Annotated in this window: 33 protein-coding genes; 23 read left to right on the forward strand and 10 right to left on the reverse strand. The window is 58.7% G+C overall.

Annotated features, from left to right (window positions below):
- Positions 1–106: 106 nt before the first annotated feature.
- From M5B43_RS19060 to M5B43_RS19095, 8 genes are all read left to right on the forward strand, one after another.
- On the forward strand, positions 107–1135 hold the full coding sequence (locus tag M5B43_RS19060) for a Gfo/Idh/MocA family oxidoreductase (RefSeq protein ID WP_248751555.1): 1029 nt from the start codon (positions 107–109) through the stop codon (positions 1133–1135).
- 128 nt (positions 1136–1263) lie between these two features.
- Positions 1264–1449 carry a hypothetical protein gene (locus tag M5B43_RS19065; RefSeq protein WP_248751556.1) on the forward strand — a complete coding sequence of 62 codons (186 nt, stop codon included), beginning with the start codon at positions 1264–1266 and terminating at the stop codon, positions 1447–1449.
- Between the two features lie 48 nt (positions 1450–1497).
- A complete protein-coding gene (locus M5B43_RS19070; RefSeq protein WP_248751557.1) occupies positions 1498–2430 on the forward strand; it encodes a sugar ABC transporter substrate-binding protein in 933 nt (310 codons plus the stop codon).
- 65 nt (positions 2431–2495) lie between these two features.
- Positions 2496–4049 (forward strand): sugar ABC transporter ATP-binding protein, encoded by a 1554-nt coding sequence (locus tag M5B43_RS19075; protein ID WP_248751558.1) that lies wholly within the window; start codon positions 2496–2498, stop codon positions 4047–4049.
- A 25-nt stretch (positions 4050–4074) separates the two neighbouring features.
- Positions 4075–5097, forward strand: a complete 1023-nt coding sequence (locus M5B43_RS19080; RefSeq protein ID WP_248751559.1) for an ABC transporter permease — start codon at positions 4075–4077, stop codon at positions 5095–5097.
- A 367-nt stretch (positions 5098–5464) separates the two neighbouring features.
- Positions 5465–5869: a TraR/DksA C4-type zinc finger protein gene (locus M5B43_RS19085; RefSeq protein ID WP_010564800.1), complete on the forward strand. Its 405-nt coding sequence runs from the start codon at positions 5465–5467 to the stop codon at positions 5867–5869.
- A 179-nt stretch (positions 5870–6048) separates the two neighbouring features.
- Entirely contained in the window at positions 6049–7641 is a 1593-nt protein-coding gene (locus tag M5B43_RS19090; RefSeq protein ID WP_248751560.1) for a methyl-accepting chemotaxis protein, read from the forward strand.
- Between the two features lie 115 nt (positions 7642–7756).
- Positions 7757–7960, forward strand: coding sequence for a hypothetical protein (locus tag M5B43_RS19095; RefSeq protein WP_248751561.1), 204 nt, complete (start codon positions 7757–7759; stop codon positions 7958–7960).
- A 10-nt stretch (positions 7961–7970) separates the two neighbouring features.
- Here M5B43_RS19095 and M5B43_RS19100 read toward each other — a convergent pair whose 3' ends face one another.
- The 3 genes from M5B43_RS19100 to M5B43_RS19110 all read right to left on the reverse strand — a co-directional run bounded on the left by M5B43_RS19100 (position 7971) and on the right by M5B43_RS19110 (position 8889).
- Positions 7971–8204, reverse strand: a complete 234-nt coding sequence (locus M5B43_RS19100) for a DUF2789 domain-containing protein (RefSeq protein ID WP_248751562.1) — start codon at positions 8202–8204, stop codon at positions 7971–7973.
- Between the two features lie 71 nt (positions 8205–8275).
- A complete protein-coding gene (locus M5B43_RS19105) occupies positions 8276–8506 on the reverse strand; it encodes a hypothetical protein (RefSeq protein ID WP_248751563.1) in 231 nt (76 codons plus the stop codon).
- A gap of 110 nt (positions 8507–8616) precedes the next feature.
- Positions 8617–8889, reverse strand: a complete 273-nt coding sequence (locus tag M5B43_RS19110; protein ID WP_248751564.1) for a hypothetical protein — start codon at positions 8887–8889, stop codon at positions 8617–8619.
- Between the two features lie 392 nt (positions 8890–9281).
- Between M5B43_RS19110 and M5B43_RS19115 the strand changes: the two genes are divergently transcribed.
- Positions 9282–9731, forward strand: a complete 450-nt coding sequence (locus M5B43_RS19115) for a hypothetical protein (protein ID WP_043050583.1) — start codon at positions 9282–9284, stop codon at positions 9729–9731.
- 131 nt (positions 9732–9862) lie between these two features.
- Positions 9863–10879, forward strand: a complete 1017-nt coding sequence (locus tag M5B43_RS19120; RefSeq protein WP_248751565.1) for an ABC transporter substrate-binding protein — start codon at positions 9863–9865, stop codon at positions 10877–10879.
- A gap of 554 nt (positions 10880–11433) precedes the next feature.
- On the opposite strand, the gene M5B43_RS19125 is transcribed toward M5B43_RS19120, so the two are convergent.
- Both M5B43_RS19125 and M5B43_RS19130 read right to left on the reverse strand, forming a co-directional pair.
- Complete coding sequence (locus M5B43_RS19125) at positions 11434–13560, reverse strand: TonB-dependent receptor (RefSeq protein WP_248751566.1); 2127 nt, start codon at positions 13558–13560, stop codon at positions 11434–11436.
- A 95-nt stretch (positions 13561–13655) separates the two neighbouring features.
- Entirely contained in the window at positions 13656–14045 is a 390-nt protein-coding gene (locus M5B43_RS19130; protein ID WP_248751567.1) for a DUF2946 family protein, read from the reverse strand.
- A 92-nt stretch (positions 14046–14137) separates the two neighbouring features.
- On the opposite strand from M5B43_RS19130, the gene M5B43_RS19135 reads away from it, so the two are divergent.
- The 5 genes from M5B43_RS19135 (at position 14138) to M5B43_RS19155 (ending at position 17127) form a co-directional block, all read left to right on the forward strand.
- Positions 14138–14575, forward strand: a complete 438-nt coding sequence (locus M5B43_RS19135) for a DUF3995 domain-containing protein (RefSeq protein ID WP_248751568.1) — start codon at positions 14138–14140, stop codon at positions 14573–14575.
- A 125-nt stretch (positions 14576–14700) separates the two neighbouring features.
- Positions 14701–15030: a hypothetical protein gene (locus tag M5B43_RS19140; protein ID WP_053256540.1), complete on the forward strand. Its 330-nt coding sequence runs from the start codon at positions 14701–14703 to the stop codon at positions 15028–15030.
- Positions 15031–15134: 104 nt separating this feature from the next.
- The gene (locus tag M5B43_RS19145; RefSeq protein WP_248751569.1) at positions 15135–15830 is read left to right on the forward strand and encodes a fumarylacetoacetate hydrolase family protein; all 696 of its coding nucleotides are present in this window, start codon (positions 15135–15137) and stop codon (positions 15828–15830) included.
- A 36-nt stretch (positions 15831–15866) separates the two neighbouring features.
- The gene (locus tag M5B43_RS19150; protein WP_248751570.1) at positions 15867–16775 is read left to right on the forward strand and encodes an AraC family transcriptional regulator; all 909 of its coding nucleotides are present in this window, start codon (positions 15867–15869) and stop codon (positions 16773–16775) included.
- Positions 16776–16869: 94 nt separating this feature from the next.
- Positions 16870–17127: a hypothetical protein gene (locus M5B43_RS19155; RefSeq protein WP_248751571.1), complete on the forward strand. Its 258-nt coding sequence runs from the start codon at positions 16870–16872 to the stop codon at positions 17125–17127.
- Between the two features lie 288 nt (positions 17128–17415).
- On the opposite strand, the gene M5B43_RS19160 is transcribed toward M5B43_RS19155, so the two are convergent.
- Positions 17416–18360, reverse strand: coding sequence for a diguanylate cyclase (locus tag M5B43_RS19160; protein ID WP_248751572.1), 945 nt, complete (start codon positions 18358–18360; stop codon positions 17416–17418).
- A gap of 248 nt (positions 18361–18608) precedes the next feature.
- On the opposite strand from M5B43_RS19160, the gene M5B43_RS19165 reads away from it, so the two are divergent.
- The gene (locus tag M5B43_RS19165; protein ID WP_248751573.1) at positions 18609–18857 is read left to right on the forward strand and encodes a DUF1652 domain-containing protein; all 249 of its coding nucleotides are present in this window, start codon (positions 18609–18611) and stop codon (positions 18855–18857) included.
- Here M5B43_RS19165 and M5B43_RS19170 read toward each other — a convergent pair.
- Entirely contained in the window at positions 18854–18994 is a 141-nt protein-coding gene (locus M5B43_RS19170) for a hypothetical protein (protein ID WP_248751574.1), read from the reverse strand. The genes M5B43_RS19165 and M5B43_RS19170 overlap by 4 nt on opposite strands.
- 225 nt (positions 18995–19219) lie before the next feature.
- On the opposite strand from M5B43_RS19170, the gene M5B43_RS19175 reads away from it, so the two are divergent.
- Genes M5B43_RS19175 through M5B43_RS19190 form a run of 4 tightly spaced genes read left to right on the forward strand, consistent with a single transcriptional unit; the run spans position 19220 to position 21066 of the window.
- On the forward strand, positions 19220–19531 hold the full coding sequence (locus tag M5B43_RS19175) for a YXWGXW repeat-containing protein (protein ID WP_248751575.1): 312 nt from the start codon (positions 19220–19222) through the stop codon (positions 19529–19531).
- Positions 19532–19568: 37 nt separating this feature from the next.
- Positions 19569–20147, forward strand: a complete 579-nt coding sequence (locus M5B43_RS19180) for an RNA polymerase sigma factor (protein WP_248751576.1) — start codon at positions 19569–19571, stop codon at positions 20145–20147.
- Positions 20144–20575: a hypothetical protein gene (locus M5B43_RS19185; RefSeq protein ID WP_248751577.1), complete on the forward strand. Its 432-nt coding sequence runs from the start codon at positions 20144–20146 to the stop codon at positions 20573–20575. The genes M5B43_RS19180 and M5B43_RS19185 overlap by 4 nt, the downstream gene beginning before the upstream one ends.
- Entirely contained in the window at positions 20572–21066 is a 495-nt protein-coding gene (locus M5B43_RS19190) for a periplasmic heavy metal sensor (RefSeq protein WP_248751578.1), read from the forward strand. The genes M5B43_RS19185 and M5B43_RS19190 overlap by 4 nt, the downstream gene beginning before the upstream one ends.
- A 125-nt stretch (positions 21067–21191) precedes the next feature.
- On the opposite strand, the gene M5B43_RS19195 is transcribed toward M5B43_RS19190, so the two are convergent.
- Both M5B43_RS19195 and M5B43_RS19200 read right to left on the reverse strand, forming a co-directional pair.
- Positions 21192–22337 (reverse strand): hypothetical protein, encoded by a 1146-nt coding sequence (locus M5B43_RS19195; RefSeq protein WP_248751579.1) that lies wholly within the window; start codon positions 22335–22337, stop codon positions 21192–21194.
- Positions 22338–22707: 370 nt separating this feature from the next.
- Entirely contained in the window at positions 22708–23070 is a 363-nt protein-coding gene (locus M5B43_RS19200) for an NUDIX hydrolase (protein ID WP_248751580.1), read from the reverse strand.
- 129 nt (positions 23071–23199) lie between these two features.
- Between M5B43_RS19200 and M5B43_RS19205 the strand changes: the two genes are divergently transcribed.
- The 3 genes from M5B43_RS19205 (at position 23200) to M5B43_RS19215 (ending at position 25572) form a co-directional block, all read left to right on the forward strand.
- Positions 23200–24162, forward strand: coding sequence for a Gfo/Idh/MocA family oxidoreductase (locus M5B43_RS19205; RefSeq protein WP_248751581.1), 963 nt, complete (start codon positions 23200–23202; stop codon positions 24160–24162).
- Positions 24163–24222: 60 nt separating this feature from the next.
- Positions 24223–24852 (forward strand): ribonuclease T2, encoded by a 630-nt coding sequence (locus M5B43_RS19210; protein WP_248751582.1) that lies wholly within the window; start codon positions 24223–24225, stop codon positions 24850–24852.
- A gap of 132 nt (positions 24853–24984) precedes the next feature.
- Positions 24985–25572 carry a LysE family translocator gene (locus M5B43_RS19215; RefSeq protein WP_248751583.1) on the forward strand — a complete coding sequence of 196 codons (588 nt, stop codon included), beginning with the start codon at positions 24985–24987 and terminating at the stop codon, positions 25570–25572.
- On the opposite strand, the gene M5B43_RS19220 is transcribed toward M5B43_RS19215, so the two are convergent.
- Positions 25514–26389 (reverse strand): AraC family transcriptional regulator, encoded by an 876-nt coding sequence (locus M5B43_RS19220; protein ID WP_248751584.1) that lies wholly within the window; start codon positions 26387–26389, stop codon positions 25514–25516. The two genes, M5B43_RS19215 and M5B43_RS19220, sit on opposite strands and share 59 nt — an antisense overlap.
- Between the last annotated feature and the right edge of the window lie 34 nt (positions 26390–26423).

Consider the following 26423-nt stretch of genomic DNA (forward strand, 5'->3'; position numbering starts at 1 on the left):
ACAAGCCCGCTCGCCACAGTGATAGTTTCCTTCTTAACTGACTGGCATTAGGGCAAGCCCGCTCCCACATTTGGCATGGGTTTGCACTTCATATAAGGAGTTGAGCATGCGAATCGGACTAGTGGGCTACGGCCACGGCGGGCGCTTTTTTCATGCGCCGCTGATCGCCACCCTGCCTGGCGCCACCTTCGTCGGCGTGGTGACGCGTTCACCTGAACGTCGCCAGCAATTAAGCACTGACCTTCCAGGGATTAAAGCCTTTGACTCCATCGGCCAGATCGTGGAAGCCGGTGTCGACGCGCTGGTCATTTCCACCACCCTCAAGGGCCGCCCGGCCCTGGTGCTGGAAGCCATCGAACACGGTGTGGCGGTGGTCAGTGACAAACCTTTCGCCAGCAACGCCGAGCAGGCCCAGGCGTTGATCACGGCTGCCGAGCGTCATGGCGTGCTGCTCAGCGTCTATCAGAACCGGCGTTGGGACTCGGACTACCTGACCTTGCGCAAGCTGATCGACGCCGGCGCGCTGGGTGTAATCACCCGCTTTGAATCCCGCGTGGAACGCTACAGCCCGCACGCCGTGGGCAATGCCAGCGGCGGCGGGTGGCTGCGTGATCTGGGCAGCCACCTGGTGGACCAGGCCCTGCAACTGTTCGGTCCAGTGGACCGGGTGTTCGCGCAATTGCAATTCACGCCTGAGCATCCCACGCTCGACCACGGTTTTTTTGTCTCCCTGACCCACGCCAACGGTGTGGTTTCGCACTTGTGGGGCAGTGCGCTGCAAAACAGCCAGGCACCGCGGTTCCGGGTCAGTGGCACCTTGGGGTGCTACACCGTCGAAGGGCTTGATGGTCAGGAAGACGCGCTGATGGCCGGCAAGTCGCCGAAGACCGAAGGTGAACATTGGGGCTTTGAAGAGCATCGGCGTTGGGGCTGGTTCGAGCAAGGGCAAGAGCGGGAGCGGGTGCCGTCGGAGAAGGGCTGCTGGACGCAGTTCTATCGGCAGTTGCAAGCCGCTGTGCAAGGCCAGGGGCCGCTGCCGGTGAACGCCTATGACGCACTGCAAACCACCCGTATATTGGACGCCGCACGCCTCAGCGCCGAGCGCCAGCAGGTGGTTTCGACAAAAATAGAATAAAATTCTAAAACATGTTGATATGGAAATTATTTTCTAATACAGTCTTTTCCAGGTTGCATAAAGTACGTCTCGAACCTGATTCGGACGACTCAACAAAAACAAGATCAAAAACAACCAGGTACCGTCAGATGAAAATCTTCAACGCTGTACTGCGAGTTTTACGCCCTGCCCACACGCCCCGCGCTTTGCCCCGCACCCGGCCGTTTTATTTTTCCTTCCTCAATGTGCTGTGCGTCGAAAACAACGACGCGCTGGTCTGCTGCATTCCTGGCGCACCGATCGTTCGGCTGCCCGCTTCGCAAGCCTCGCTCTGATAAACGCAACGTCCAGAAAACCAACAAGAAAGTGGAGACAGACCGTTCATGAAGACCCCGATCCGATTTACCGCCCTGGCCCTGTCCATGCTGCTGGCCAGTGGTTTGGCCGGCGCCGCCGATCTCAAGGTTGGCGTGACGATGTCCGCGTTCGACGACACCTTCCTGACTTACCTGCGTGAAGACATGGACAAGCAAGCCAAGTCCTATCCCAAGGGCGACGGCGTGCAACTGCAATTCGAAGACGCCCGCGCCGATGTGGTGAAGCAACTGAGCCAGGTCGAGAACTTTATCAGCCAGAAAGTCGACGCCATCATCGTTAACCCGGTCGATACCGCATCAACCAAGAACATCATCAGCGCGGCGACCAAGGCGGGTATCCCGCTGGTGTTTGTCAACCGCCGCCCAGACCAGAAAGACTTGCCCAAGGACGTGGTGGCGGTGACCTCCGATGACGTCGAGGCCGGTCGCCTGCAAATGCAGTACATCGCGGAAAAACTCGGTGGCAAGGGCAAGATCGTGATCCTGCTGGGTGACCTGGCAAACAACTCCACCACCAACCGCACCAAGGGCGTGAAGGAAGTGCTGGCCAAGTACCCGGACATCAAGATCGAGCAGGAGCAGACCGGCATCTGGCTGCGTGACCGGGGAATGACCCTGGTCAACGACTGGCTGACCCAGGGCCGCGAATTCAATGCGGTGCTGGCCAACAACGATGAGATGGCGATCGGTGCGTCCATGGCCCTCAAATCGGCTGGCAAAGGAGGGAGCGTGCTCATCGCCGGGGTGGATGGCACGCCCGATGGCTTGAATGCAATCACCAAAGGCGACATGACCGTGTCGGCCTTCCAGGACGCCAAGGGCCAGGCGGTGGGTTCGGTCGAAGCGGCGCGCAAGATGGCCAGGAAAGAGCCGGTCGAACAGAACGTGGTGATCCCGTTCAAGCTGATCACCCCGGACAACGTCAAAGACTTCAAGTAGCCCTGACATAACAACAATAAGCCGGCAGGGCGGTCACGGCCGCCCTGCAGATGGAGTACCTCCCTATGCTCGCTCAAGCCTCTGTCTCGCAGCCTCCCGGTATCCAGCCGTTGCCGCTGGACGAACCCTACCTGCTGGAAATCGTCAACATCAGCAAAGGCTTTCCCGGCGTCGTGGCCTTGGACGATGTGCAACTGCGGGTGCGCCCCGGCACGGTGCTGGCACTGATGGGTGAGAACGGCGCGGGCAAGTCGACGCTGATGAAAATCATCGCCGGGATCTACCAGCCTGACGCCGGGGAAATCCGCCTGCGTGGCAAGCCGATCACGTTCGAGACGCCGCTGGCGGCACAGAAGGCGGGGATCGCGATGATCCATCAGGAACTCAACCTGATGCCCCACATGAGCATCGCCGAGAACATCTGGATCGGCCGCGAGCAGCTCAACAGCCTGCACATGGTCAACCACCGCGAAATGCACCGTTGCACCGCCGAGTTGCTCGCACGTTTGCGCATCAACCTTGACCCGCAAGAACAGGTTGGCAACTTGAGTATCGCCGAACGGCAGATGGTCGAGATTGCCAAGGCTGTGTCCTACGACTCCGACATCCTGATCATGGATGAACCGACCTCGGCTATTACCGACAAGGAAGTCGCCCACCTGTTTTCGATCATTGCCGACCTCAAGTCCCAGGGCAAAGGCATCGTCTACATCACCCATAAAATGAACGAGGTGTTCGCCATTGCCGATGAGGTAGCGGTGTTCCGCGACGGCCAGTACATCGGCCTGCAGCGCGCCGACAGCATGAACAGTGACAGCCTGATCTCGATGATGGTGGGCCGTGAGTTGAGCCAGTTGTTCCCGGTACGCGAGACACCCATCGGCGACCTGTTGCTGTCGGTACGCGATCTGAGCCTGGAAGGCGTGTTCAACAACGTATCGTTCGACCTGCACGCCGGTGAAATCCTCGGTATCGCCGGGCTGATGGGCTCAGGCCGCACCAACGTGGCGGAAACCATTTTTGGTATCACCCCCGCCAGCAGCGGGCAAATCACCCTCGACGGCAAGGCGTTGCGCATCACCGACCCGCACATGGCCATCGAGAAAGGCTTTGCGCTGTTGACCGAGGACCGCAAGCTCAGTGGCCTGTTCCCGTGCCTGTCGGTGCTGGAAAACATGGAAATGGCCGTGTTGCCGCACTATTCGGGCAACGGCTTTATCCAGCAGAAAGCCCTGCGTGCGCTGTGCGAAGACATGTGCAAGAAGCTGCGGGTGAAAACCCCGTCCCTTGAGCAATGTATCGACACCCTGTCCGGCGGCAACCAGCAAAAGGCCCTGCTGGCCCGTTGGTTGATGACCAACCCACGCCTGCTGATCCTCGATGAGCCCACGCGCGGTATTGATGTGGGGGCCAAGGCCGAGATCTATCGGTTGATCTCCTTCCTCGCCAGCGAAGGCATGGCGGTGATCATGATTTCCTCGGAACTGCCCGAAGTGCTCGGGATGAGCGACCGGGTGATGGTGATGCACGAAGGTGAACTGATGGGCACCCTGGACCGTGCTGAGGCCACCCAGGAAAACGTCATGCAGTTGGCCTCCGGTATGACCGCAGTCCACTGATTACAGAATAAGAAGGTGATTGGCTATGAACGCAATAACAGACAACAAGCCGGCCACGGCACCGGTCAAGAGCCGTCGACGCATACCCACGGAGCTGAGCATCTTCCTGGTGCTGATGGGTATCGGCCTGGTGTTCGAACTGTTCGGCTGGATTGTGCGCGACCAGAGTTTCCTGATGAACTCCCAGCGCCTGGTACTGATGATCCTGCAGGTGTCGATCATCGGCCTGCTGGCAATTGGCGTGACCCAGGTGATCATTACCACGGGTATCGACTTGTCTTCTGGCTCGGTGTTGGCCTTGTCGGCAATGATCGCCGCCAGTTTGGCGCAGACCTCCGATTTTTCCCGGGCGGTGTTTCCATCCCTGACGGACTTGCCGGTGTGGATCCCGGTAGCGATGGGGTTGGGTGTGGGGCTGTTGGCGGGGGCAATCAACGGCAGCATTATTGCGGTTACCGGCATTCCGCCGTTTATCGCGACCCTGGGCATGATGGTCTCGGCCCGTGGCCTGGCGCGTTATTACACTGAAGGCCAGCCGGTGAGCATGCTGTCGGACTCCTACACAGCGATTGGCCATGGCGCGATGCCGGTGGTGATCTTCCTGGTGGTGGCGGTGATCTTCCATATTGCCCTGCGCTACACCAAGTACGGCAAGTACACCTACGCCATCGGCGGCAATATGCAGGCGGCGCGCACCTCGGGGATCAACGTCAAGCGTCACTTGATCATTGTCTACAGCATTGCCGGGCTCCTGGCCGGTTTGGCCGGCGTGGTGGCCTCGGCACGTGCCGCCACCGGCCAGGCGGGCATGGGCATGTCGTATGAACTGGATGCGATTGCCGCCGCGGTCATCGGCGGCACCAGCCTGGCGGGCGGGGTAGGGCGCATCACCGGTACCGTGATCGGCGCGCTGATCCTCGGTGTGATGGCCAGCGGGTTTACCTTCGTCGGGGTGGATGCGTACATCCAGGACATCATCAAGGGCCTGATCATCGTGGTGGCGGTGGTGATCGACCAATACCGCAATAAGAAACAGCGCAAGCGCTGAGCCACAAGCCACAAGCCACTAGCTGCAAGCCACTAGCTGCAAGCTGCAAGCTGCAAGCTGCAAGTATGAAGGGCTTTACAGCTTGTCGCTTGCAGCTTGTGGCTTATAGCTGCTTCACGAACTTTCCTGCTATAAACGCACTCCGATGACCGTTCGCCAAGCCCGTCCTGGTGCCTTTGGGGGTTAATTGGGAAAAAATGCCTGTCTTTTCAGTTGCTGCGCCCTCAAGTCGGCCTTAGACTGCCGCCCCTCGTAAATTGAGTGCCGGGTGGCGCTTGGAATGGACGGCGCCCTTCCGAGACCTGCAAAGGTCGGCCGGAACGCTCCCTTATTCGCCTTAATGCACGTATTTTTTATAGAGAAATCAATGACAAAGGAAAAGTTGCTGGCCATGCCGGCGGATGACTACATGAATGCCGAACAGCACGCTTTTTTTGAGCAATTGCTGCAAGACATGAAAGTGGAACACCACGAGCGCATTGAACAGAACCGCATCGCCATTGAAAGCCTGGACACCCCGGCCGACCCGGCTGACGCCGCTTCCGTTGAAGAAGAGCGCACATGGCTGGTCAACGCTATCGATCGCGACCAGCGCATGCTGCCGCAGCTTGAGCGTGCACTGGAACGCATCAAGGAAGACTCCTTCGGCTGGTGCGATGACAGCGGCGAGCCTATCGGCCTCAAGCGCCTGCTGATCAGCCCGACCACCAAGTACTGCATCGAGGCGCAAGAGCGTCACGAGCAGATCGACAAGCACCAGCGTCAAGCCTGATGCGGTGAGTGGGGAGCCGTGCAATCGGCTCCCCAAAGAAATACCGGTTACGCCCTGGTTATTGATCTACTGCAAGCACCCCACTAAAGGCCCATGGATAATGGCCCGATAGTGGCGTTTAATGCAGACACAATAACGATAAGCAGGGGGTAACGACGATGGCTGGAGATGGATCTCTGATGGACGCAGCAGTGCCACCGCAAAAGGTGGTACGCGTGCTGCCCGGCTGGCTGATACCGCTCTTGCAGAGTGCCGCCCTGGTGCTGCTCCTGTTGGGGCTGGCGTTTGCCAGCTTGCCGATCTACCTCTGCCTGCCGCTGGCTTTGCTGGTGATCTGGCTGCCGCGCCTGAAACATCATGCACCGGTCATTGCACCGTCTGCGGCCACCGATGCCATGGGCGACTTGACGCGTGACTTGTCCTATACCACCAGCCATAACGCATTGTCCGCTGCCGGCGTGGCCTATTCGGTCAGGCAACTGGCGGCACGTTTGCAGTCGCAGTTAAGCGCGGCCAAGCAGATCGTCAGCAATGCCGAGGTCATGATTGGCACCGAGCAGGTCACGTCCCAGCTCAGTCGCCAGGCCCTGGGTGCTGCCAGCCAAGCCCATCAGCGCAGTACCGAAGGGCGCGAAGTGCTGGCCCAATCGATCACCCGCATGCATCAGCTCAGCCAGCGTGCCAATGCCAGCCGCGAGCTGATCGAGGCGTTGAGCCAGCGCAGTGAAGAAATCCAGCGTGTGACCCTGGTGATTCAGTCCATTGCCAGCCAGACCAACCTGTTGGCGCTGAACGCGGCGATTGAAGCTGCACGGGCCGGCGAGCATGGGCGCGGGTTTGCCGTCGTCGCCGATGAGGTGCGTGGCCTGGCGGGGCGCACCGCCACTGCCACCGATGAAGTCGGGGTGATGGTCGCCGATATCCAGCAGCGCACGGCCCAGGTGGTGGAGCAGATTCGCCAACTGTCGGCGGACCTGCACGCCGGCGTCGAACAGGTGGAACACGCCGGCGAACAATTGGAGAACATCGCCAGCCTGGCGGCGGATGTGGAAGGGCAGGTCAATGAAATTGCCCAGGGCACCGATACCAACCGTACGCAACTTGACAGTTTGTTCCATGCCGTCGAGCAGATGCGCAGCGACCTTACGGTGAGCGATCAGCAGACCCGCCAACTCGCTCAGGCCGCTGTTCAAATGGAAGGGCAGGCTGAAACCATCAGTGAGCGCCTCGCCGAAGTCGGGCTGGACGACTATCACCAGCGCATCTACGACCTGGCTCGTGAAGGCGCCAGCCGTATTGCTGGGCAGTTCGAGGCGGATGTAGCACAAGGCCGCATCAGCCTGGATGACTTGTTCGATCGCAGCTACACCCTGATCCCGAATACCCACCCGAGTCAATATCACACGCGTTTTGACGGCTACACCGACCAGGTTTTGCCGGCGATTCAGGAAGCGCTGTTGCCACGCCACGAAGGGTTGGTATTTGCCATTGCTTGCACACCACAAGGCTATGTACCGACGCATAACAAAGCTTTTTCCCATGCCTTGACCGGTGATGCCCAACGGGATGCGGTGCAGAACCGTACCAAGCGCAAGTTTGAAGATCGCACGGGTATACGCTGTGGCAGCCATCAACAAGCCATGCTGCTACAGACCTATACCCGCGATACCGGCGAACTGATGCATGATTTGTCGGTGCCCATACTGGTCAATGGCCGGCACTGGGGCGGCCTGCGCCTGGGCTATAAGCCGGAAGAGAAGGCCGTGCGCTAGGGATTGTTGCTGTTTATGCAAGGGTGCTATTCCGGGGATAGCTTTTTCCAACGGGCGGAAAACCGTAGCATGGCCAACATTGTTAGCCTGCTAACTAATGCTGCGGAGAAGCTCCATGCAAAACAAAGTCGATGTGGCCGTGATGATCGGCAGTGGCGTGCCAGAAACCCTGCGTGCACTGGGCCAGAGAGCCTGCTGGGTGGTGTTGCTCAACGGTGAGCAGCGCGGTACCGCATTTTCCAGTCGTGAAGAAGCGCAAGAATGCCAGGCTGCCTGGCAAGCGCTGTTGCGCCTGGAACAGTCAGACAGCCTGCATTGAGAGGGCGCTACTAAGATTGATGCAGGCGCTGATTCAACTCATCCACCGGGATGGCCCAATCGGCGTCTTCGCGCAGTTCTTCCTTGAGAAATTGAGCTTGTTGCGGCGTCCAGAAAGGCGCGTCAATCAGCTTCACCTGCTCAGGCAGTGGGTGCGCGACAATGAAAGCATCGATGGCCTCGGGCGTTGATTTCAGGCCCAACTGTTCAAACAGGGCTTCGAGAGTAGGGATTAGCGCGTCCATATCGTTCTCCATGCAAAGTGAGGATTGTTGTGCATGGGAGGCTCGCGGGGCGACAGAGTTCTATCGGATCGTCAGGAATTGAGTGCACCTGAGTCCACGGCGGTTTTCAGGGCCTTGGCGGCGTCCTTCGCCGCGAGGGCGGCAGCGTCGACGGTCTTGAACCAACGGTCTTTTTCCACCTGGTGCGTTGTCACTGTGTTCAGCGGTGGTTTGGCCCGCATGATAATGACCGCTTGAAACTCACCGGCTACCTCCCTCGCATCGCCGTGGATAAAAAATTCGCCGATATCAAATTCCGTCACGTATAGCCTTCCCTTCTAGGTAACTGCACTGATGAAACCTGACCCGCACGGGGCAAACTTCAATGGACGGGCCAGTATGGCAGTTGTTAGGGGGCCGTGGCGCAGTAAAGTCACCCAGGTGATAAAACGATCGCGCCTTGAAGGGCGTACAGCTTGGCCTCCAACGTTTTGGCCAGTTCGCAGGCTTTGATGTGATCGCTGCGAAAACCCTTGATTCTGCCGCTGGTCACTTCAAGAATATGAAAAAAGTTCTTCCCGGCCGGTACGACTTGATAAAGCACGGAATTGGAGTACCCATTGGGGTTATCCAAGCAGTAGTATGGAGCCTTGCTTGGATATGATGAACGAGTGTGCAAGGACGTAGCGTCATGTTGTCGTTGCATGGTCAGCTCCTGTCGATGGATCTTGTTGACCTCTCAGCAGCCTTTCGGGTGGTTTTGAACCGTGTTGCTGCTTTAGTATTGTCGTCGGCACTCCGCATCTGGTTCCATCCCCCGGATTTTTTTATGGAATGTCGGAAAACTGCGTTTTTTATTGGGTTATTCTCTGAAGTTGGTCGATCCGTATTCTCGGGTCGTTGAACCTGTGATTTGCTGTGGTGCCGGATGACCTTGCATAAGGTCCACCGCGCATGGCTGTACGAGTCTTGCGGGTTACTTCAGTTTTTTAACGAATGTGTGATCGTGCCGTAACGGCCGTTTTTTTGTGCTGCCTGCTCCTGCGGTCAGTGCTTTTATGAGGTGGGGGTCTTTCCTTGGCAGTCAGTAATCTGGAAATGCACGCGTTATTCGTGCTGGGTGATTTACGCGCAAAGTTGGTCAAACAATTTCAATCTCGTTTTGTCTACGTCACTGAACAGACGCCGGAAGGCATCTACATCGCCGAGATCGATACTGAAACGGCGTTGGTCGTGGATGACAAGCCACGCCTGGAACTCAAGGTGGGCGACCATTTTCGTGCGGCCGTATTGCCGAGTCGTGAAGGTGGCAAGTTCGAACTGAAGTTCCGTGACATCAAGTTGACGGTGTATGGCCTGGGCGACTACGCCTTTGTGTCATCGGCCGAAGGCCAGGGCATTGTGTTCAAGGAAGGCCACAGCGTGATGCTGGTGTTTGCCGCCCATGAGCAACTGCAAGAAGGGCTGACCAAAACCCTCAAGGCCGTGACTGGCAAAGCCGCCAAATGGCGCAAAGGGGAACTGGTGACCTTCAAGGCCAGCGAGTAGTCGATAAACACTTCGTGCTTCTTCCTCTTTTGGAACCTCTACTACAGTTGAGTTGACTTAACTATTCAGAGGCTTCGCACATGGGCGGCAACGCCGTTTGCCATGACTGCGAAAACGCGAGGTGCAAAGGCATGAAAGGATTGAAGTCACTGTTGGCCGCGTCGCTGACGACCCTGAGTCTGTCATTGGCGTCATTCCCGGCCTCGGCTGCACAGGCCCCCGTGCATTTTGCCGACCTGAACTGGGAAAGTGGCAGCCTGATCACCGAAGTACTGCGCTTTATTGTCGAGAAGGGCTATGACTTGCCCACCGACACCTTGCCCGGCACCACCATCACCCTGGAAACCGCCCTGGCAAAGAACGACATTCAGGTGATTGGTGAGGAGTGGGCGGGCCGCAGTCCGGTATGGATCAAGGCCGAGGCCGAAGGCAAAGTGGTGGGGCTGGGTGATACGGTCAAGGGGGCCACCGAAGGCTGGTGGGTGCCGGAATACGTGGTCAAGGGGGACCCGGCAAAAAACATCAAGCCTTTGGCGCCCGACCTGAAAAGCGTAAACGACCTGGTCCGTTACAAAGACGTGTTCAAAGACCCGGAATCTCCAGGCAAGGGTCGCTTTCTCAACAGCCCCATCGGCTGGACCTCGGAAGTGGTCAACAAACAGAAGCTCAAGGCGTATGGCCTGGATGACAGCTACGTGAACTTTCGCAGCGGTTCCGGGGCGGCGCTGGATGCGGAGATTGCTTCGTCGATCCGCCGAGGCAAGCCGGTGTTGTTCTATTACTGGTCGCCGACGCCGTTGATCGGCCGCTACAAGTTGGTCCAGCTGCAAGAGCCGCCGTTTGATGCCCAGGCGTGGAAGACACTGACTGACGCTGATAACCCTGACCCGAAGCCGACTCGGTCGCTGGCGTCCAAGTTGAGCATCGGCGTATCGACGCCATTCCAGCAGGAACATCCGCAGATCGCCGAGTTTTTCACCAAGGTCCAGTTTCCAATCGAACCGCTTAACAAAGCCTTGGCTTTGATGAGCGAGAATCACACGCCGCCAAGGGATGTGGCCCAGGCATTCCTCAAGGAACATCCTGATGTGTGGAAGGCATGGTTGACGGAGGATGTGGCGCAGAAGGTTGAGGCGGGCCTCAAGTAAAGATCAGTGATGTGGGAAGGGGCTTGCTCCCGATGGCGGTGTATCAGTCATCAGATGCTTAGCCGACAGACCGCAATCGGGGGCAAGCCCTAATGCCTGTCAGTTAAGAAGGAACACTATCACTGTGGCGAGCGGGCTTGTTGTGGCGAGCGGGCTTGTCGAATCGTCGCACCGCCCGCGTTGGGGTGCGCAGCAGCCCCAAAAGCTATCTGCGCGGAGTATCGTATACACCGCATTCGTCCTTCTTTGGGGGCGCTCCGCGCCCCAACGCGGGACAAGCCCGCTCGCCACAGGTTACCGGTTGCTCGTTCTAGCGCTTAACTGACTGGCATTGGGGCAAGCCCCCTCTCACATGGATTGCATTTCTACCGAGAATTACGTGCTCTCAGGCTTGCAGGTAGCGCAGCACCGACTCGCAAATCATCTCGGTGAAGGCATGGCGCTTGCAGTGCGAATGCTCGCGCACTTCCAGCGCATGAATAACTCACTGTAGAAACCAAACCAAAAATGTGGGAGCAGGCTTGCTCCCACATTTGATCAAGAGGGTTTCAAGTTCAGAACCGGGTTTGTACTGCCACCTCGAACGTTCTTGGCGACCCCAGATAGTAAGCCGGCGACACATGGGCGAACTCGGCATACACCTCATTTGTAAGATTACGCACGCGCCCGGTCACCGAGGTGTGTGAGTCCACCTTGTAGCGCAGGAATGTGCCGAATAGCGTGTAGGCCGGTACCGTCTGGGTGTTGGCATTATCGGCATACACTTCGGCGACATACCGGGCATCGACTCCGCCTTGCCAGTCCTCGGAAAAGTCGTAGGTCAGCCACAGGTTGCCCACACGCTTGGGCACATTGGTCGGCGTATTGCCCTTGCGTGAGACCACGGCGCCGCTGGCAGTCTTCTCGTTGAATTCATCGTACTCAGCGTCCACCCACGCGAAGTTGCCTTCAGCCAGCAACCTGGGCGTGATGCGCAGTGAGCTGGCCAGTTCGATGCCTTTTGATGACTGCGCGCCTACCGGGATGCTGTTGGTGGGGTCCAGCGGGTCCGTGACGGCAAAGTCCTTGCGTTCGATCTTGTAGGCGGCAACGGTGGCGGAGCCACGACCTTCCAGGTAATCGAACTTGCTGCCTATTTCCCACTGCTTGCCCGTCGACACGTCGAACACTTGGGTGGTGGTATTGGGTTGTTCGACGGCCGTGCTGTATTGCACGTAGACGTTGGCCGTTGGGATCAATTGATAGGTCAAGCCTGCGCGGCCTGTCACCGGTTCCCAGTGACGCTTGAAGTGCCGTGGGTTGGTGGCGGTGATCGCGCGGTGGTTGGTCACATCCAGGTCGATAGCGTCATAACGCAGGCCGGTCAGTAGCGAGAGCTTATCCGTCAGCCCCAGGCGGTTTTCCACGAACAGAGCCTGGGTGGTCACTTGGTTGGTCTTGTCCTTGACGAAGCCCGGTCGGGTGCCGGGGATGTCATAGAAGTGTCCCGGGTTGTAGGTGTTCGGGTCGACCGTACTGTTGCCTGGTACGTTCAAGGGGTTGTTGGTGGTGCTGTTGACCTTGTACTCAAAGCCGCCGGACCAGGTGGTGGAGAGGCCGAAGAAGCTGTTGTCATGGCGCAGTTCGAACTGGTTGCCGTTCTGCTCGCCTTGATGGCGTACCTGGTAGGCGGTCGAGCGGTTCACGGCGCTGTTGTCAGCGTTGTACTGATAGGTTTCCAGGTTGCGGTAGTCGCGCTGGCTGCCCAGGTGGTAAAGGGTATTTTTCAGCGTGGTGCTGTCGTTGATCCGGTAGTCGATGATCGAACGGGCCCAGATCGTGCGCTGTTCATAGCGACCGTCGGCAACGTTGTAGTTGTTGAAGCGGTTATGCCGGTCGATCTTCAACTCACCGACCTTGGGGTTGAGCACCGGGGTGCCCCAATAGGGGCTGTCCTCATGCTCGTCCTGATATTCCAGGGCCAGGGTGTGGGACAGGTCGGGGGTCAAGTCACTGAGCAGGGAAAACGCCACGCTCCAGGCATCACGCTGGTCGCGGTCGATGTAGCTGTGGTTGGTGTTGCGGCTCACATCCAGGCGAGCGTAATGCTGCACCTGGGCCCCGGGCTCGGTCAGCGCGTGATTGAGGCCAAAGGCCATTCCCGCAGTGTCGTAGCTGCCGTAGGTCAGTTGGCCTTCGGCGGCCTGTTCCTCACGGGTTGCCAGTTTCGTCACATAGTTCAGCGAGCCGCCCACAGAGCCTGCGCCATTGATCAAGGAGGAGGGGCCACCAACCAGTTCGACGCGGTCATAGATCCACGCGTCCACCGGCCGTGCCAGACCAGTGGCAACACTGATGCCGTTGAACATTTGGGTAATCTGGCTGCTGGTAAACCCTCGGTAAGACACAAAGCCACCAAACCCTGGCGGCGCGCTGGCGTTGACGCCGGGCAGGGTATTGGCTGCATCGCGGAAGGTCTTGGCGCCATGACGCTCGATATCGTTGCGGTTAGCGATGGCGACCGACGCCGGGGTTTCCCGCACGCTCAGGCCGAGTCGCGACGCCACGCCGCTGGATTGGTCCAGTGCCAGGCCAGGCTCGGCGGTTTGCTCGCCCTCGATGGTGGTCGGGGCCAACTCAAGGGCCGAGGCGCCAATAGGCAGGCAGCCGAAAAGGCCCGCCAGCAGGGGTAAATGTTTCATGGTTGAATCCTGAAAAACTTGGCTTGAAAGCAACGCACAGCCGCCCGTAGTTCCTCACGGAAACGGTGGTCAATGCAGATCAGAAAGCGAAGGGGTCAGGCGAAGGCAGGTGGCGCGCGGGGGTTGGCGGCAGGCCAGGTGAAATGGGCGGGAATATCCGCAGCGAGTACGACCACCGCTGGCGGCGCATGGGGTTGTGGCAATACCGCCACAGTCAGATGGGTATTGAGCGCGGGGCCCATGCCACCGGTTGAACACAGCGGGCAACCGAACGCCTTCGACAGCGTAGGCAGGTTCTCATCGGTGGACCGGGTGGGCGTGGGCGCCTGGGTGCGCGGGTCGACCGTACAGAACTGACCGCCGATGCCATTGAGCTGCATCCCCACCATTTGCCCATGGCCGATGCTGCAGGCGAACACATTGAACAGGACGCAGCAGTAGAGCATCCAGGCAATGAGCGAGCGGTCGGTACGGGCGAATTTCATGGGGCGGCACTTTACCATCAGCGGCCGACGAAATGCCTACAAAAAAGCTCAGTACGACTATCATCATTCGCACATTCTAGGGAGAGCCAGTCATGAGCTTTGTCATCGCGCGATGGATCGTCGGGGTTTTCACCTGCATCAGCATGGTGCATTTGTATTGGGCCGCCGGCGGTAAACTCGGCAGCCTCGCCGCGATCCCCCAATTGCCTGGCGAGTTTGCCAGCGGTCCGCGCCCAGCATTCAAACCCTCGGCGCTGGGCACCTTCCTGGTTGCGATGGGGCTGGTGGCGATTGCGCTGCTCGTATGCTTGCGCGCCGGGCTGTATTTTTCGCCGGTGTCCCATGGCGCGCTGCAGTGGGGCATCAGCGCGATTGCCGTGCTTATGTTCGCCCGGGCGATTGGGGACTCGGAGCTGGTGGGTTTTTTCAAGAAGGTCGGCGGCTCGAGGTTTGCCACGTTGGATACGTATTTTTATTCGCCGTTGTGTTTGCTGTTGGGGTTGGGGTTGTTGGTGGTGGCGTGGGGATGAGCAATGGATATCACCGCGCCCTGCATAACGTGAATGATTAGCCAGTAAGGCAATTTAATGGCCCCTTTGTAACAAAATTCTCGCCAGAATCGCTTTTATTTTCAGGTGGTTAGGTGGGGATGCGAATGCGCACTGTTGGAATGATGCTGATTGCCTGTTCCCTGGCCGGTGGCGCGGCTGCCGTACAGGCCCGGGAGCTGCGCGAGGGCGACAAGTATATGTGCAGTTGGGGCGCCGGTACCGCCGCCAGGGCCCAGGAACTCAAGCTCTCGGGCGTTTCGCTCTATGCGGCGCGGCAGAAGATCCAGACCATCAAGTTCAGTAAATCGTGGATGCGCATGATGGCCATGGGCATTACCGAGCAGACCTATGACAGCCGCTCGCGACTCAAGCCCGAGGCCATTCGCCAGAGTTTTTATCAGGATTGCCTGCGCTACAAGGTGGCGCGCAAGTAACCCACGAGCCTGCACCGACCCGTGCAAAATCTGCGTAAGCCTGTCCAACTTTGCCCCGGCGCCCCTCTCCATACTGGCGCCAGGTAAACGAAGAGGCACAGGCCATGACTGATTATGTATTCCCCCCCGCACCCATTGCGTCGCTTGCTATCCAGGGCAGTGATGCACGCTTTGCGCTACGCCGCGTGTTCTGTGTGGGCCGCAATTACAGTGAGCATGCCCGTGAAATGGGGCACGACCCGGACCGTGAGCCACCCTTCTTCTTCATGAAGCCGGCGGATGCGGTGGTGCCCGCCGAAGGCGTGATTGCCTACCCGCCGTTGACCGCTGACTTGCACCACGAAGTGGAACTGGTGGTGGCGATTGGCAAGGGCGGGGTGGATATCCGCCCGGACGACGCGCTTTCCCACATATGGGGCTATGGCATTGGGATTGATCTGACCCGCCGTGACCTGCAAGCACAGGCGAAAAAGCTTTCGCGGCCGTGGGAATGGGCCAAAGCCTTTGATGAGTCAGCCCCGACCACCGCGCTGCAACCGGTGAGCGCCGTCGGACACCCGTCCACCGGCAGGGTCTGGCTCAAGGTCAATGGCGAACAGCGTCAGGCGGGCGACCTGGCTGAGCAGATCTGGTCGGTCGGCGAAGTGATCAGCCACGCCTCCCAGTCCGTGGCGCTCAAGGCCGGCGACCTGATCTTCACCGGCACCCCGGCCGGTGTCGGCGCCTTGCAGCCGGGCGATGTGGTCACCGCTGGCATCGAGGGCATCGGCCAGTTGCAGTTCACCCTCGGCCAAGGTTGAGGCTACAGTGGTGCCCAGGCCAACCGAGAGACCGTTATGCCAGGCACCCGCGTCACCACGTATGGTATGGAACAGCGCAGCGACCGCAGCGACTTCTACATCCGAGACAAGCGCGGGCGGGCGGCGCTGACCAGCCCCCATCGGCACGAGTACTTCCAGATCCAGATCAACCTCGGCGGTGACACCGTGCAGCATATCGGCGGCGCGGTGCGGCCGTTCCCGCGAAAGGCGCTGGCCTTTATCCTGCCCCACCGCCTGCACGTGATTCCCCATCCCGAGGATGGCGAATTCATGCTGATCAACTTCAGCCAGGCGTTTCTGTTGCCGCAACTGACGTGCGATCCCCTGGACCTGGAAGACATTCCCATCGGCCAGGCGCCCGAGCTGTCGCCGTTTCGCTTCCAGGAGCAGCTGGACTTCATCCTCGATGACACCGCTTTTGCCGAAGTAAAAGCCTGGCTGGAGCCTATGCGGTCCCTTGACGCCCACCGCAGGTTTGGCGCCCGGGAGCGGCTCAAGGGCTACCTGTTTCAATTGATCGGCCTGGTCTGCGAACAATATGCCGCGCCGTTGCAGGCGCTTGCCGCCGACAACGCTACCCGACGCGGGCGCAAGGACGCGCTGACGCGGGTGCAGCGTTACATCCGCGAGCATCTGCATGAGCCGACGCTCAACCTGACCGACACGGCCGCTGCCGCTTTCCTGTCGCCTAACTATTTGACCCATCTGCTGCGCAAGGAGACCGGCAAACCCTTTTCCCAACTGGTGCTCGACCGCCGTATGCAATTGGCCCGCACGCTGTTGCTCAACAGTCCGCAGATGATCGGCGTTATTGCCCAACGCTGCGGGTTTGCCGATGAAGCTTACTTTTCCCGCTGTTTTCGCAAGGTCCATGGCCTGGCGCCGGGGCAATTTCGCCGCCAGCAGCAGGCAGAATCGTTGTAGCCAGGTATTTTTTACAAATCCACGACAACGCAAATGTTTCTATATGCATACAATCTGCCGTCTCTAGACAACCCGAGCAGGACGCTTGCGAGTCATGAACCAGCCAGGCACACCGTCTTCCCACAGCTTTCGTTATTTCACGGGCGGGGTTCTGTGCGTCGCGGTATTGCTTGGCATCTGTTTCATGCGGTTTAACGCACGGGTCGACCGTGAACGGGAAGAGGCCGCCGAGCGCCTGGCACTGTGTCAACATATTGAAAATGTCACCCGCGCGGCGGCGTCCGGTCTTGTGTCTCCCGAAGCCTGCAAGCAACTTAAAAAGCGTTATGCCGAAAGTGTCGCGCCGTTGTAATCAATAGCCCTATTTTAATAACGGATATACAGCGGCGAAGTGTCGAAGGTTGGTCGCGTTGAACGCACCAAAAAGTGGCGCTCGATAGGCCGTCTACCTTAAAAAATGTGTGGCTATTGAATGACTTACGACACTTTTAATCCGACGAAAGGATTAAAATAATCTTGTTACACGTTTTGACAGTGGTTATTATAGCCGGGCGTTCACCTCCCACGGTTTATGCATTTTTAAATCCCAAGTTTCCATCAGCTACTTGGGATTTTTTTTGCCCGGAATTTGACCTCGATGTCAAACTTCAATATCGGCAAACTCTGCCCGCATGCGCCCGTTGCGTTTGGCCTGGTACAGCAACTTATCGACGGTTTCGACAAAACCCAGCATCGTGCTATTGGGCGTCACGATATGGGTGCCCACGCCCAGGCTCAGGGTCAGCAGGTTCGACACCGCTGAAAAACCATGTTCGATCTGCTGTTGGCAAATCAGGTGCAGGCAGCGCCGCGCCACCTGCCGGGCCGATGCAGCGTCGGTTTCCGGCAGCAACCACACAAACTCCTCGCCGCCTATGCGCGCGATGAAGTCCCGTGGCCGGTTGGCAGCCAATGATAGGGTACGCGCCACTTGGCGCAGGCATTCATCGCCCTTGATGTGGCCATAGTGGTCGTTGTACTGCTTGAAAAAATCGATATCCAGGATGATCAACGACAGTGGTAACTGGCTGCGCTGGGCGGCGGCCCATTCGCGCTCCAGTACGGTGTCGAACATGCGCCGGTTGGCGATGCCGGTGAGGCCGTCCTGGAAGGAATATTCTTCCAGTTGCTTTTGCAGGCGGATGAGGTGTTCTTCGGTCTTCTTGCGTTCGCTGATGTCGAACATAAAGCCGATCAAGGCTTGGACTTCGCCGTCCTTGCGCACCACATGCACCACGTCGCGAATCCATACATAGTCGCCATTGGCCGTCAGGGCGCGGTAGTCGGCCTCGTGATCGACGCCGGCGCGTGACTGTGACACGCAGAAATTCACCACGTATTCACGGTCGTCCGGGTGCATGCGCTCGACCCAGTCATCCACGCTGGTCCAGCTTTGCGGGGTCCAGCCCAGCAGCGTTTCGATTTGCGGGCCGATATAACTGAAGGTCATGGTCTGCCAATCAATGCGCCAGGGGATGGCCTTGGTCGACTCGAGCAGTGTCTTGTATACGTCGCTGTCGGGCTGGCTCGGGGGATTGATGTTCATGGCGAGTGGCTCAAGGAGGAGGGCAAAGAGCCAAGAGCGTCTTGTGATCAGCCGTGCGAGTCAAGCCCAAGGCAGCGCAGCAGACGAGAGGTCGTATGCTGGTTTTCTGGCGTCAGCGCGCCCGCGTTCCAGCGGCAAAATGCGTGCTGGCTAACACTTTTGAGTGAATTGTTCAGTAGCAGGCAAAACCTTATCTATGCTGGTTGCATCACATCAACCGAGTAGAACCCAGGGACGGGGGGCTTGTCATGATTTCGATCGCTGAACTCAACCGCATCATGGCGGTGGGCTTCTCGCCACTGTCTTGTGATTGCACCTTCAACAGCGACGGTTCATTGCGCATCTGCGTCTTCGAACCGGCGTCCGGCCGTGTTGACCTGCTGCTGACGCGCGTATCGCCTCAAGGCTTGGACAGCATCCGTTCCATCTCAAACCTGATTGGCGAGCTGCGCACGGAAATCAAGGCCGGGCGCCGTGGTTTTGCGGCGATGGGCTAGCTGTTGACGGTGCTGGTTGGGGTCGAGACAGCGCCGTAGTAGCGCCAGCAGCAATGCCGGTGTTCCGGCACGATCACGCAGCCACTCAGGCTCACGATCAGCAGGGCGGCAACTAGCATGGATAGGCGACGGGACATGATATTTCCTCTTGGTGGGTGCTGCGTTAATCGTTGAACGCAGCCACCGGCATAAATCCGTCGCGTTGCTTTCAAACATTTCATCCCGCATTGCCATGCCCTGGGCAATACTTCCCCTGAATCAACGCTTGGGAAAAATCCGATTTTTTTGCGACGGATTTTCCGGCGTCCGCCGTTCAACCCATCAGCAACGAGCATTTTCGCTCGTCGTATGAAGGAGTTGCCATGCGCCCACTGGCCCAATTGCGCTATGCCTTGCTTGTTCCGCTGGCTTTTGCCGCGCTGATCAGCACCCCGACCTTTGCCCAGACCGAAGTGATTATTCGCCAGGCACCGCCGGCGGAGCGCGTCGAGGTGATCCCTGCCGGACGCCCGGGCTATGCCTGGGACCGTGGCCATTGGCGCTGGGAGCGGGGCGCTTATGCCTGGGTGCCGGGCCACTGGCAACCGGTGATGCGCAATGCGCGTTGGGAGCCTGGGCACTGGGAGTCCCGTGGCCCGAACTGGTACTGGCGCGAAGGGCATTGGCGCCGCTGAAACCTGATACTTAGCCCCCGGAGCGAGAATTACCCGATTGAAAGACATTGATCCGGACGTTGAGCTACTGGCGCGTATCGGCAACAACGAACCTGCGGCCGTCAACGAAATGGTGACGCGTAAACTGCCGCGCTTGCTGGCGCTCGCCAGTCGGATCCTCGGGGATGCGGACGAGGCCAAGGACGTGGCCCAGGAAAGTTTTTTACGTATCTGGCGCCAGGCGGCCAATTGGCGCCCCGGTGAAGCGCGTTTCGACACCTGGCTGCATCGGGTTGCGCTTAACCTGTGCCATGACCGCCTGCGCCGGCGCAAGGAACGCCCATTGAGTGAGGAGCAAGCGCTTGAACTGGCCGACAGCGCACCGTCCCCCGATGAACAGTTGGAGACGGCCGATCGCAGCGCAAGCATGGCTGCCGCATTGGCGGCGTTGCCCGAGCGCCAGCGTGAAGCCATTGTGTTGCAGTACTACCAGGAGCTGTCGAACATCGACGCCGCGGCCCTGATGAATATCAGCGTCGAGGCACTGGAGAGCCTGCTGTCGCGGGCCCGACGCCAGTTGCGCAGTCAACTTGCCGACACACCCGGGCTCGCCCGCCCAGGAAGGGGAAAACCATGACACCTGAACGATTTGCTCACCTGGCGGATGCCTATGGTGCGAGCCTGCAGCGCTGGCCCGTTGCCGAACAAGCCGCCGCCCAGGCGTTGCTCGACAGCGGCAACCCGAGCGCCCGCGAAGCCTTGCACGAAGCGAACTGGCTCGATAGGCAGATGGACAGCCACCAACTGGCCTTCGCCGACCCGGCACTGGCCAGCCGGATTCGCCAGTCCGCACCGCGGCGGGCTTCATTCTGGTCGCGCTATGCCAACTGGTTATCGCCGGCCGGGGTGGTCGGCGTGGGCATTGCCGGTATCGCTGCCGGGGTGCTGGTGGCGTCGATGAGCATACCCGGGCCACTGTTGTCATCCGAAGTGCTGCCCAGCGTCTTCGATCAGGGCGATGCGGAAGTCGTGTTCACCGTCAACGCCGAGGAAGCCGAGCAATGACACCCAAATCCCTTAAACCATGGTTGCTCGTTTCGGTATTGCTCAATGTGTTCTTGATCGGCGGGGTGGGCGGCGGCCTTTATCACTGGATGGTCAGTGCCAAACCCGCAGAAGCGATGGTCAATCAGCATGGCTTGCGCCAAGCGATGTTCAAGTTGCCCCCGGAGCGCCGCAAGGAACTGCGCCAACTGCTGCGCCATAACCGCGCCGACAGTCAGCCGCTGATCATGGCCGGGCGCGAAGCACGCCTTGGGGTGATCAAGCAACTGGAAGCGCCGACCCTGGACCGCGACGTATTGGTCAGCGAGTTGGCCAAGGCGCGCGAAGCCGATGTGGCGCTCAGGGCCCTGGTGGACGCCACCCTGGCGCAGTTCGCCAGTAACTTGCCCCAAGGTGAGCGGCAGAAGTTGGTCGAGGCGCTGTACCAGCGTGGGCAGGTCAAGGCCAAGGAAAAGGTCACCCAGGTGGTTGTGAATAAACCTCGCTCTTGAGCGGTCGTGCACTCACAAGTCAATGATGAAATGCCATTCGAGTGCAGGGATGAATGTGGGCTCACCCAACAATGGGCGGCCGTCCAGCCGCCTCATGAAGTTCAATCGAAAGCGTGTCGCAAGGGTCACTTATTTATGAGTGAATACCGGGTGGGGGTGTTGGAGGCTGCTGGTTTGTTTCGCTTTTCTTTAAGGTCCAAGATCGTATCAGCCCTCGAATCTTGAAAGTAAGCTCGATGGTCTGCTCTTATTTTGGTGGTGTCTCCTATTAAGGTGTCATCTGATTTGAACACATCTTTAGAGAAATGAAATTTCAAAAATTCTTTATCGCCTGATGCTGATATTTTGCAGTTTGGGTTGACGATAAAGTCACCCAGATGCCCGTCCCTAAAGACGGGTCTGCAGCCAATTATATTCTCCGGTGGAATAAAAGCTGGAACAAATTCCTCTGCGTCGGCAGCATTTGTAACAGCGCCCTCTCCGGTATGTTTGGTCAGTCCCTCACTGACACAGATGCATCTACCGGTCGCAACGGCATAAATAAAGCCATCCTGTTGTCCGTATTGTTCAGCGAATTTAAATTGAGAGACAAAATCAAAGCTGGATGAGAGCGAGACCACGCCGCCAGTCCATCCGGTGGTAGGCCTGTTTTCCCCTGCAGTGAGCGCATCGTTTACATAGGGTTTGTTTATAAATCCCCCTCCCTGGAACCCCCAAATTGGCATGAACTGGGGAGCCATTCCGATTTTAAAGACGCTTTCTGGAGTTCCGTAGTTACCATTGGGCCTGACGGATCTATACAAAACGGCACCATCCAAATCTCTCACTTCACATGCGGAGTTAGTTCCTTGGGTGATGGAAGACATGATGTATTGCTCCATGTTTCTTCGGAAGCTCATGTCGGAGAGAAATAATTGATTGGCAATGCTGTTTACCTGGTGTCTTGCGCGGGTAAGTGCTTGTTGAGCTGCCGCTTTGTTTTTTTCAGGGGCTAAAGGGTCCTGCGTTATTTTGCTGTATTCAATGTATTTCTTCTCTCCGGTTACCGTCATCAGCGCTTGTTCTGCGAACCGCTCCGCATCTGCAAATTGCCGGCTGCGTAAATAGAAAGAAGCACTGCAAAGCAACGTCTCTACGTTATGGTTTTTGGGCGCGGAAGCAGAAAAGTCAGCGACTGATTTGTGGGCCTTATCTGGTTTTTTTGTTGTTTCTTCGGGGGAATCATAAGGGTCGCTTTGGCGAACATTAGAGGTGCTGAAAATGTTAAACATTCTTTTTCCTCGCGTGCTGAAGTACTGTTGAGCCTGGTCAGGATTTTTCGAGCGCACAACCCGCTCGCAATACTGCCTACGCTTAACAACTAACGCGTCACAGTTCGTTCAGTGATCACTGGGAGGAAAGAGTGCCGGCATCACTTATAACGTCTGTCAGCGCTTGAAATATAAGTGGTAAATAAATACAAACAGTTCCATGCATAGCTCGTATTCGAGATAAGCGAGCCTGAGCGTAGAGAGGGTTGGTGAGGGCTTCATAAGCCCCACGTTCCAAGCGCACGCAGCCGCTGTCGCGTTCGTCAAATCCTTTGTCGAACGGCAGAAAGAGAATGCAATGGCATGGCGAGGCAGGAGGCAGAAGGCTGCGCTACAGGCGACGCACGAAGGACTTGACGATGTGCCGGGTGGCGTCAGTGGTGTCCAGCTCATCCAGGGCGTCATAGGCATGCCACCGGCAATCGACGATTTCATTGCACGGCCGGGCATCTGCGATGTTGACCACCGAGGCTTCAAACACATGGTGCAGGGTGTCGCGGGCCTTGAGTTCCTGCAGGTACAGCAGCCCATCCACGGTCAACCCGGTTTCTTCTTGCAGCTCCCGTTCGGCCGCGCCGACCGGGCGCTCGTGGGGCTCGACCTTGCCGCCTGGCAATGCCCATTTTGATCGAGACTTGCGCACGAAGAGGATATGCCCCTCGTGAGCGCAAATGACAGTTGCACGTATTTTCAATATTTGTAGCGCTCGCAGATGAATGAATTGACATAAAAGTGTAATGCAATTGTCATGCTAAGTGGTTGTGGCGTGGGCGGGAGAGTATGTAGATACTGCCCGCTGAATGAACACGCACGAGGAACACCGATGAACACCATACGCTGGGGCATGATCGGCTGTGGCAGTGTCACTGAGTTAAAGAGTGGACCGGCTTTCTACAAAGCGCCAGGTTCGGCGCTGGTGGCCGTGATGGGGCGCCGTATCGAGGCAGTGCGTGATTATGCGGCACGCCATGGCATTGCTCGTTTCTATACCGACGCCCAGGCGCTGATCGACGACCCTGAGGTGGATGCGGTGTACATCGCCACCCCGCCCGACAGTCATCTTGAATACAGCCTGATGGTGGCCGCTGCGGGCAAGCATTGTTGCGTCGAGAAACCCATGTCGCTGAATGCCGAACAGAGCGCGTTGATGCAGAGCACCTTTGAGCGCGCCGGTTTGCACCTGTTTGTCTCCTATTACCGGCGTTCATTGCCGCGCTTCCAGCAAGTGCGCGCCTGGTTGCACGAGGGCCGTATCGGCGAGTTGCGCCACCTGACCTGGACCTTGTGCAAGCCCGCCGCGGCGGCCGATACCCACGCCGCCAATTGGCGTACCGACCCGGCGATTGCCGGTGGCGGTTACTTTGCCGACCTGGCCAGCCACGGCTTTGATCTGTTCCAGTACCTGGCCGGCGACATTGTCGAGGTGGCGGGGTTTACCGCGCGCCAGGCCGGCCGTTACGCGGCGGAGGATGCCGTGACCGCCAGCTGGCGGTTCGCCTCGGGTGCGCTGGGCATGGGCTGCTGGAACTTTGTGGCGGACCGCCGCGAAGACCACGTGGCGCTGATTGGCAGCCGAGGCCGCATCCAGTTTTCAGTCTTCGACGACCGGCCGTTGCGGCTTGAAGGTGAGACCAGCGAGGTACTGGAGGTGCCGTGCCACGCGCATATCCAGTGGCATCACGTGCTGGGCATGAATGCGCATATTCGTGGGGACGCCCAACATCCTTCGCTGGCGATCGAGGCGTTGAAGACTGATCGGATCCTGGACAAGGTGCTACAACGTTAAGCCCATCCTCCTGAGTCGGCGCGCTAGGTGGGTTCTTCACTTTTCTAAAGGAATAACGGGATGAAATATTGGATGGTGTTGTGGCTGTTGATCGCCACCGGCGTAACGGCGGCTCCGCGCAGCCAAGGGCAGCCGGGGGAGTTCGATTTTTATGTGCTGTCGCTGTCGTGGTCGCCGACGTTTTGCCTGACGCACCCGGGCAATGAGCAGTGCTCGGGCAAGGGCTATGGGTTTGTGCTGCACGGCCTATGGCCGCAGTACGCGCGGGGCGGGTGGCCGGCGTCGTGTGCGCCGCAGTCACAGCTCAGTCGTGAAGAAATGGACAAGGGGGCGACGCTGTATCCAACGCGTTCGCTGTTCAAGCATGAATGGGCCAAACATGGCACCTGCAGCGGGCTTGAGCCGTTGGCGTACCTGGACAAGACCGACACGGCGTTAGGTGTTGTTGCCATCCCGCAGCAACTGCAGCCGTTCAACACCCCGCCCACATTGCAGGCCAGCGAGATCGAGGCACTGTTTCGCGAGAGCAACCCGCGTATGGGCAACCACGGGCTGGCGGTGATCTGCAAGGGCAAGGTGCTGTCGGAAGTGCGGGTATGCCTGACCAAGGACCTGGCCTTCGCCGGTTGCCCGCGCAGCGTCAAAAGCCAGTGCCGTGGCGGCGATATTCGGATTCCCTCGCAGCGCTGAGGCCGCATCGCCACTCAGTTGCCGGTTTGAAATAAACGTGCTGACGGCTCAGGGGCATTTTGTTCAATACCGCAATCGTTCAGCCCTTTACCGTGATGCCATCTTTGCTTGGCATTACAAAAAGGAACTGCAATGAGCCTGATCCTCTCCATGACCGCCTTCGCGCTGGCCACTTCCATCACGCCGGGGCCGGTGAATGTGGTCGCCCTCAGCTCCGGTGCGCGCTTTGGCTTTGCCGCCAGCCAGAAGCACGTATTCGGTGCCGCCCTCGGTTTTACTGTGCTGCTGGTGCTGATCGGCCTGGGGTTGCATGAGGTGCTGCTGCGCTGGCCGATCCTGACCCAGTTGATCCAGTGGGGCGGGGTGGCCTTCTTGTTGTACATGGCCTGGAAACTGGCCATGGACGATGGCCGACTGGACGCCGATGGCACGGCTACCGCACCGTCGATGCTGTATGGCGCGATCATGCAGTGGCTCAACCCCAAAGCCTGGCTGGCCTGTGTGGCGGGGATGGGTTTGTTTGTCGCGGATGGCGATGCCCGCCAGGTATGGCTGTTTGCTGCACTCTACTGGGTGATCTGCTACCTGTCGGTGGCGTGCTGGGCCTACGCGGGGACGTTCTTGCGGCGCTACCTGAGCAATCCTCAGGGGGTGCGCCTGTTCAACCGCTCAATGGCCGCGTTGCTGGTGGCCAGTGTGGGTTATTTGCTGATGGCTTGAGCACTTCCCGATACTGCCCGGGTGTGGCGGCGAAGTGCTGCTTGAACGTGCGCTGGAAATGCGCCTGATCGGCAAAGCCCGCGGCGAGGGCCACATCGGCAATCAGCTCGCCGTTACGCAGTTGGGTACGGGCAAACTGAATACGCCGGTTCACCAGGAAGGCATGGGGTGTCAGCCCGTAATACTGCTTGAATGCGCGGATCAGGTAAGACGGCGAGAGCTCGGCGGCCAGGCAAATCTCTTCGAGTTTCAAGGCGTGCGTGCAGTGCTCGCGGATGTACTCGGCGGCCCGCTCCAGCTTGTGGTTGACCTCGCGCACCGGGGTCAACGAGGGGTTCAGCCGCTGTTGCACCTCGGTGAAATAGCTCACCAGTGCGCTCTGTTTCTGCAGAAGCTCGGCCTGTTCATCCAGCAGTAGCCGGTACAGCTCGATCAAGCCGCTGTACAGCACCGCGTCGCGAGTGTGAGGCGTGTTGAACGGCCGATACCCCTGGTCGGTGCTGAAACCCAGCTGGTATTGCAGGTCGGTCAGCCAGGGCGTGTCGAGGTACAGCATGTGGTAGGACCAGGGCTGGTCATGGATGGGGTTGCAGGCGTGCACATCGCCGGGGTTCATCAACACCACGGTGCCGGCGCTGATCTCGAAGGTCTGCGCGCCGTAGTGGTAATAACTGCGTCCGGTGGTGATGGCACCGATGGAGAAATGCTCGTGGGCGTGGCGGGTATAAGTGACCTTGCGCCCGTCAGCGATAGTCCGTGCTTCGATGAACGGCAGTGCAGGGTCACGCCAGAAGTGCGGGGCTGTCGAGGCGGTCATGGGCACAGGTCCTGATGGGCAGAGGCCCAGCCTT

This window comes from Pseudomonas sp. MWU15-20650 (genome assembly GCF_023242475.1).
GTDB lineage: Bacteria > Pseudomonadota > Gammaproteobacteria > Pseudomonadales > Pseudomonadaceae > Aquipseudomonas.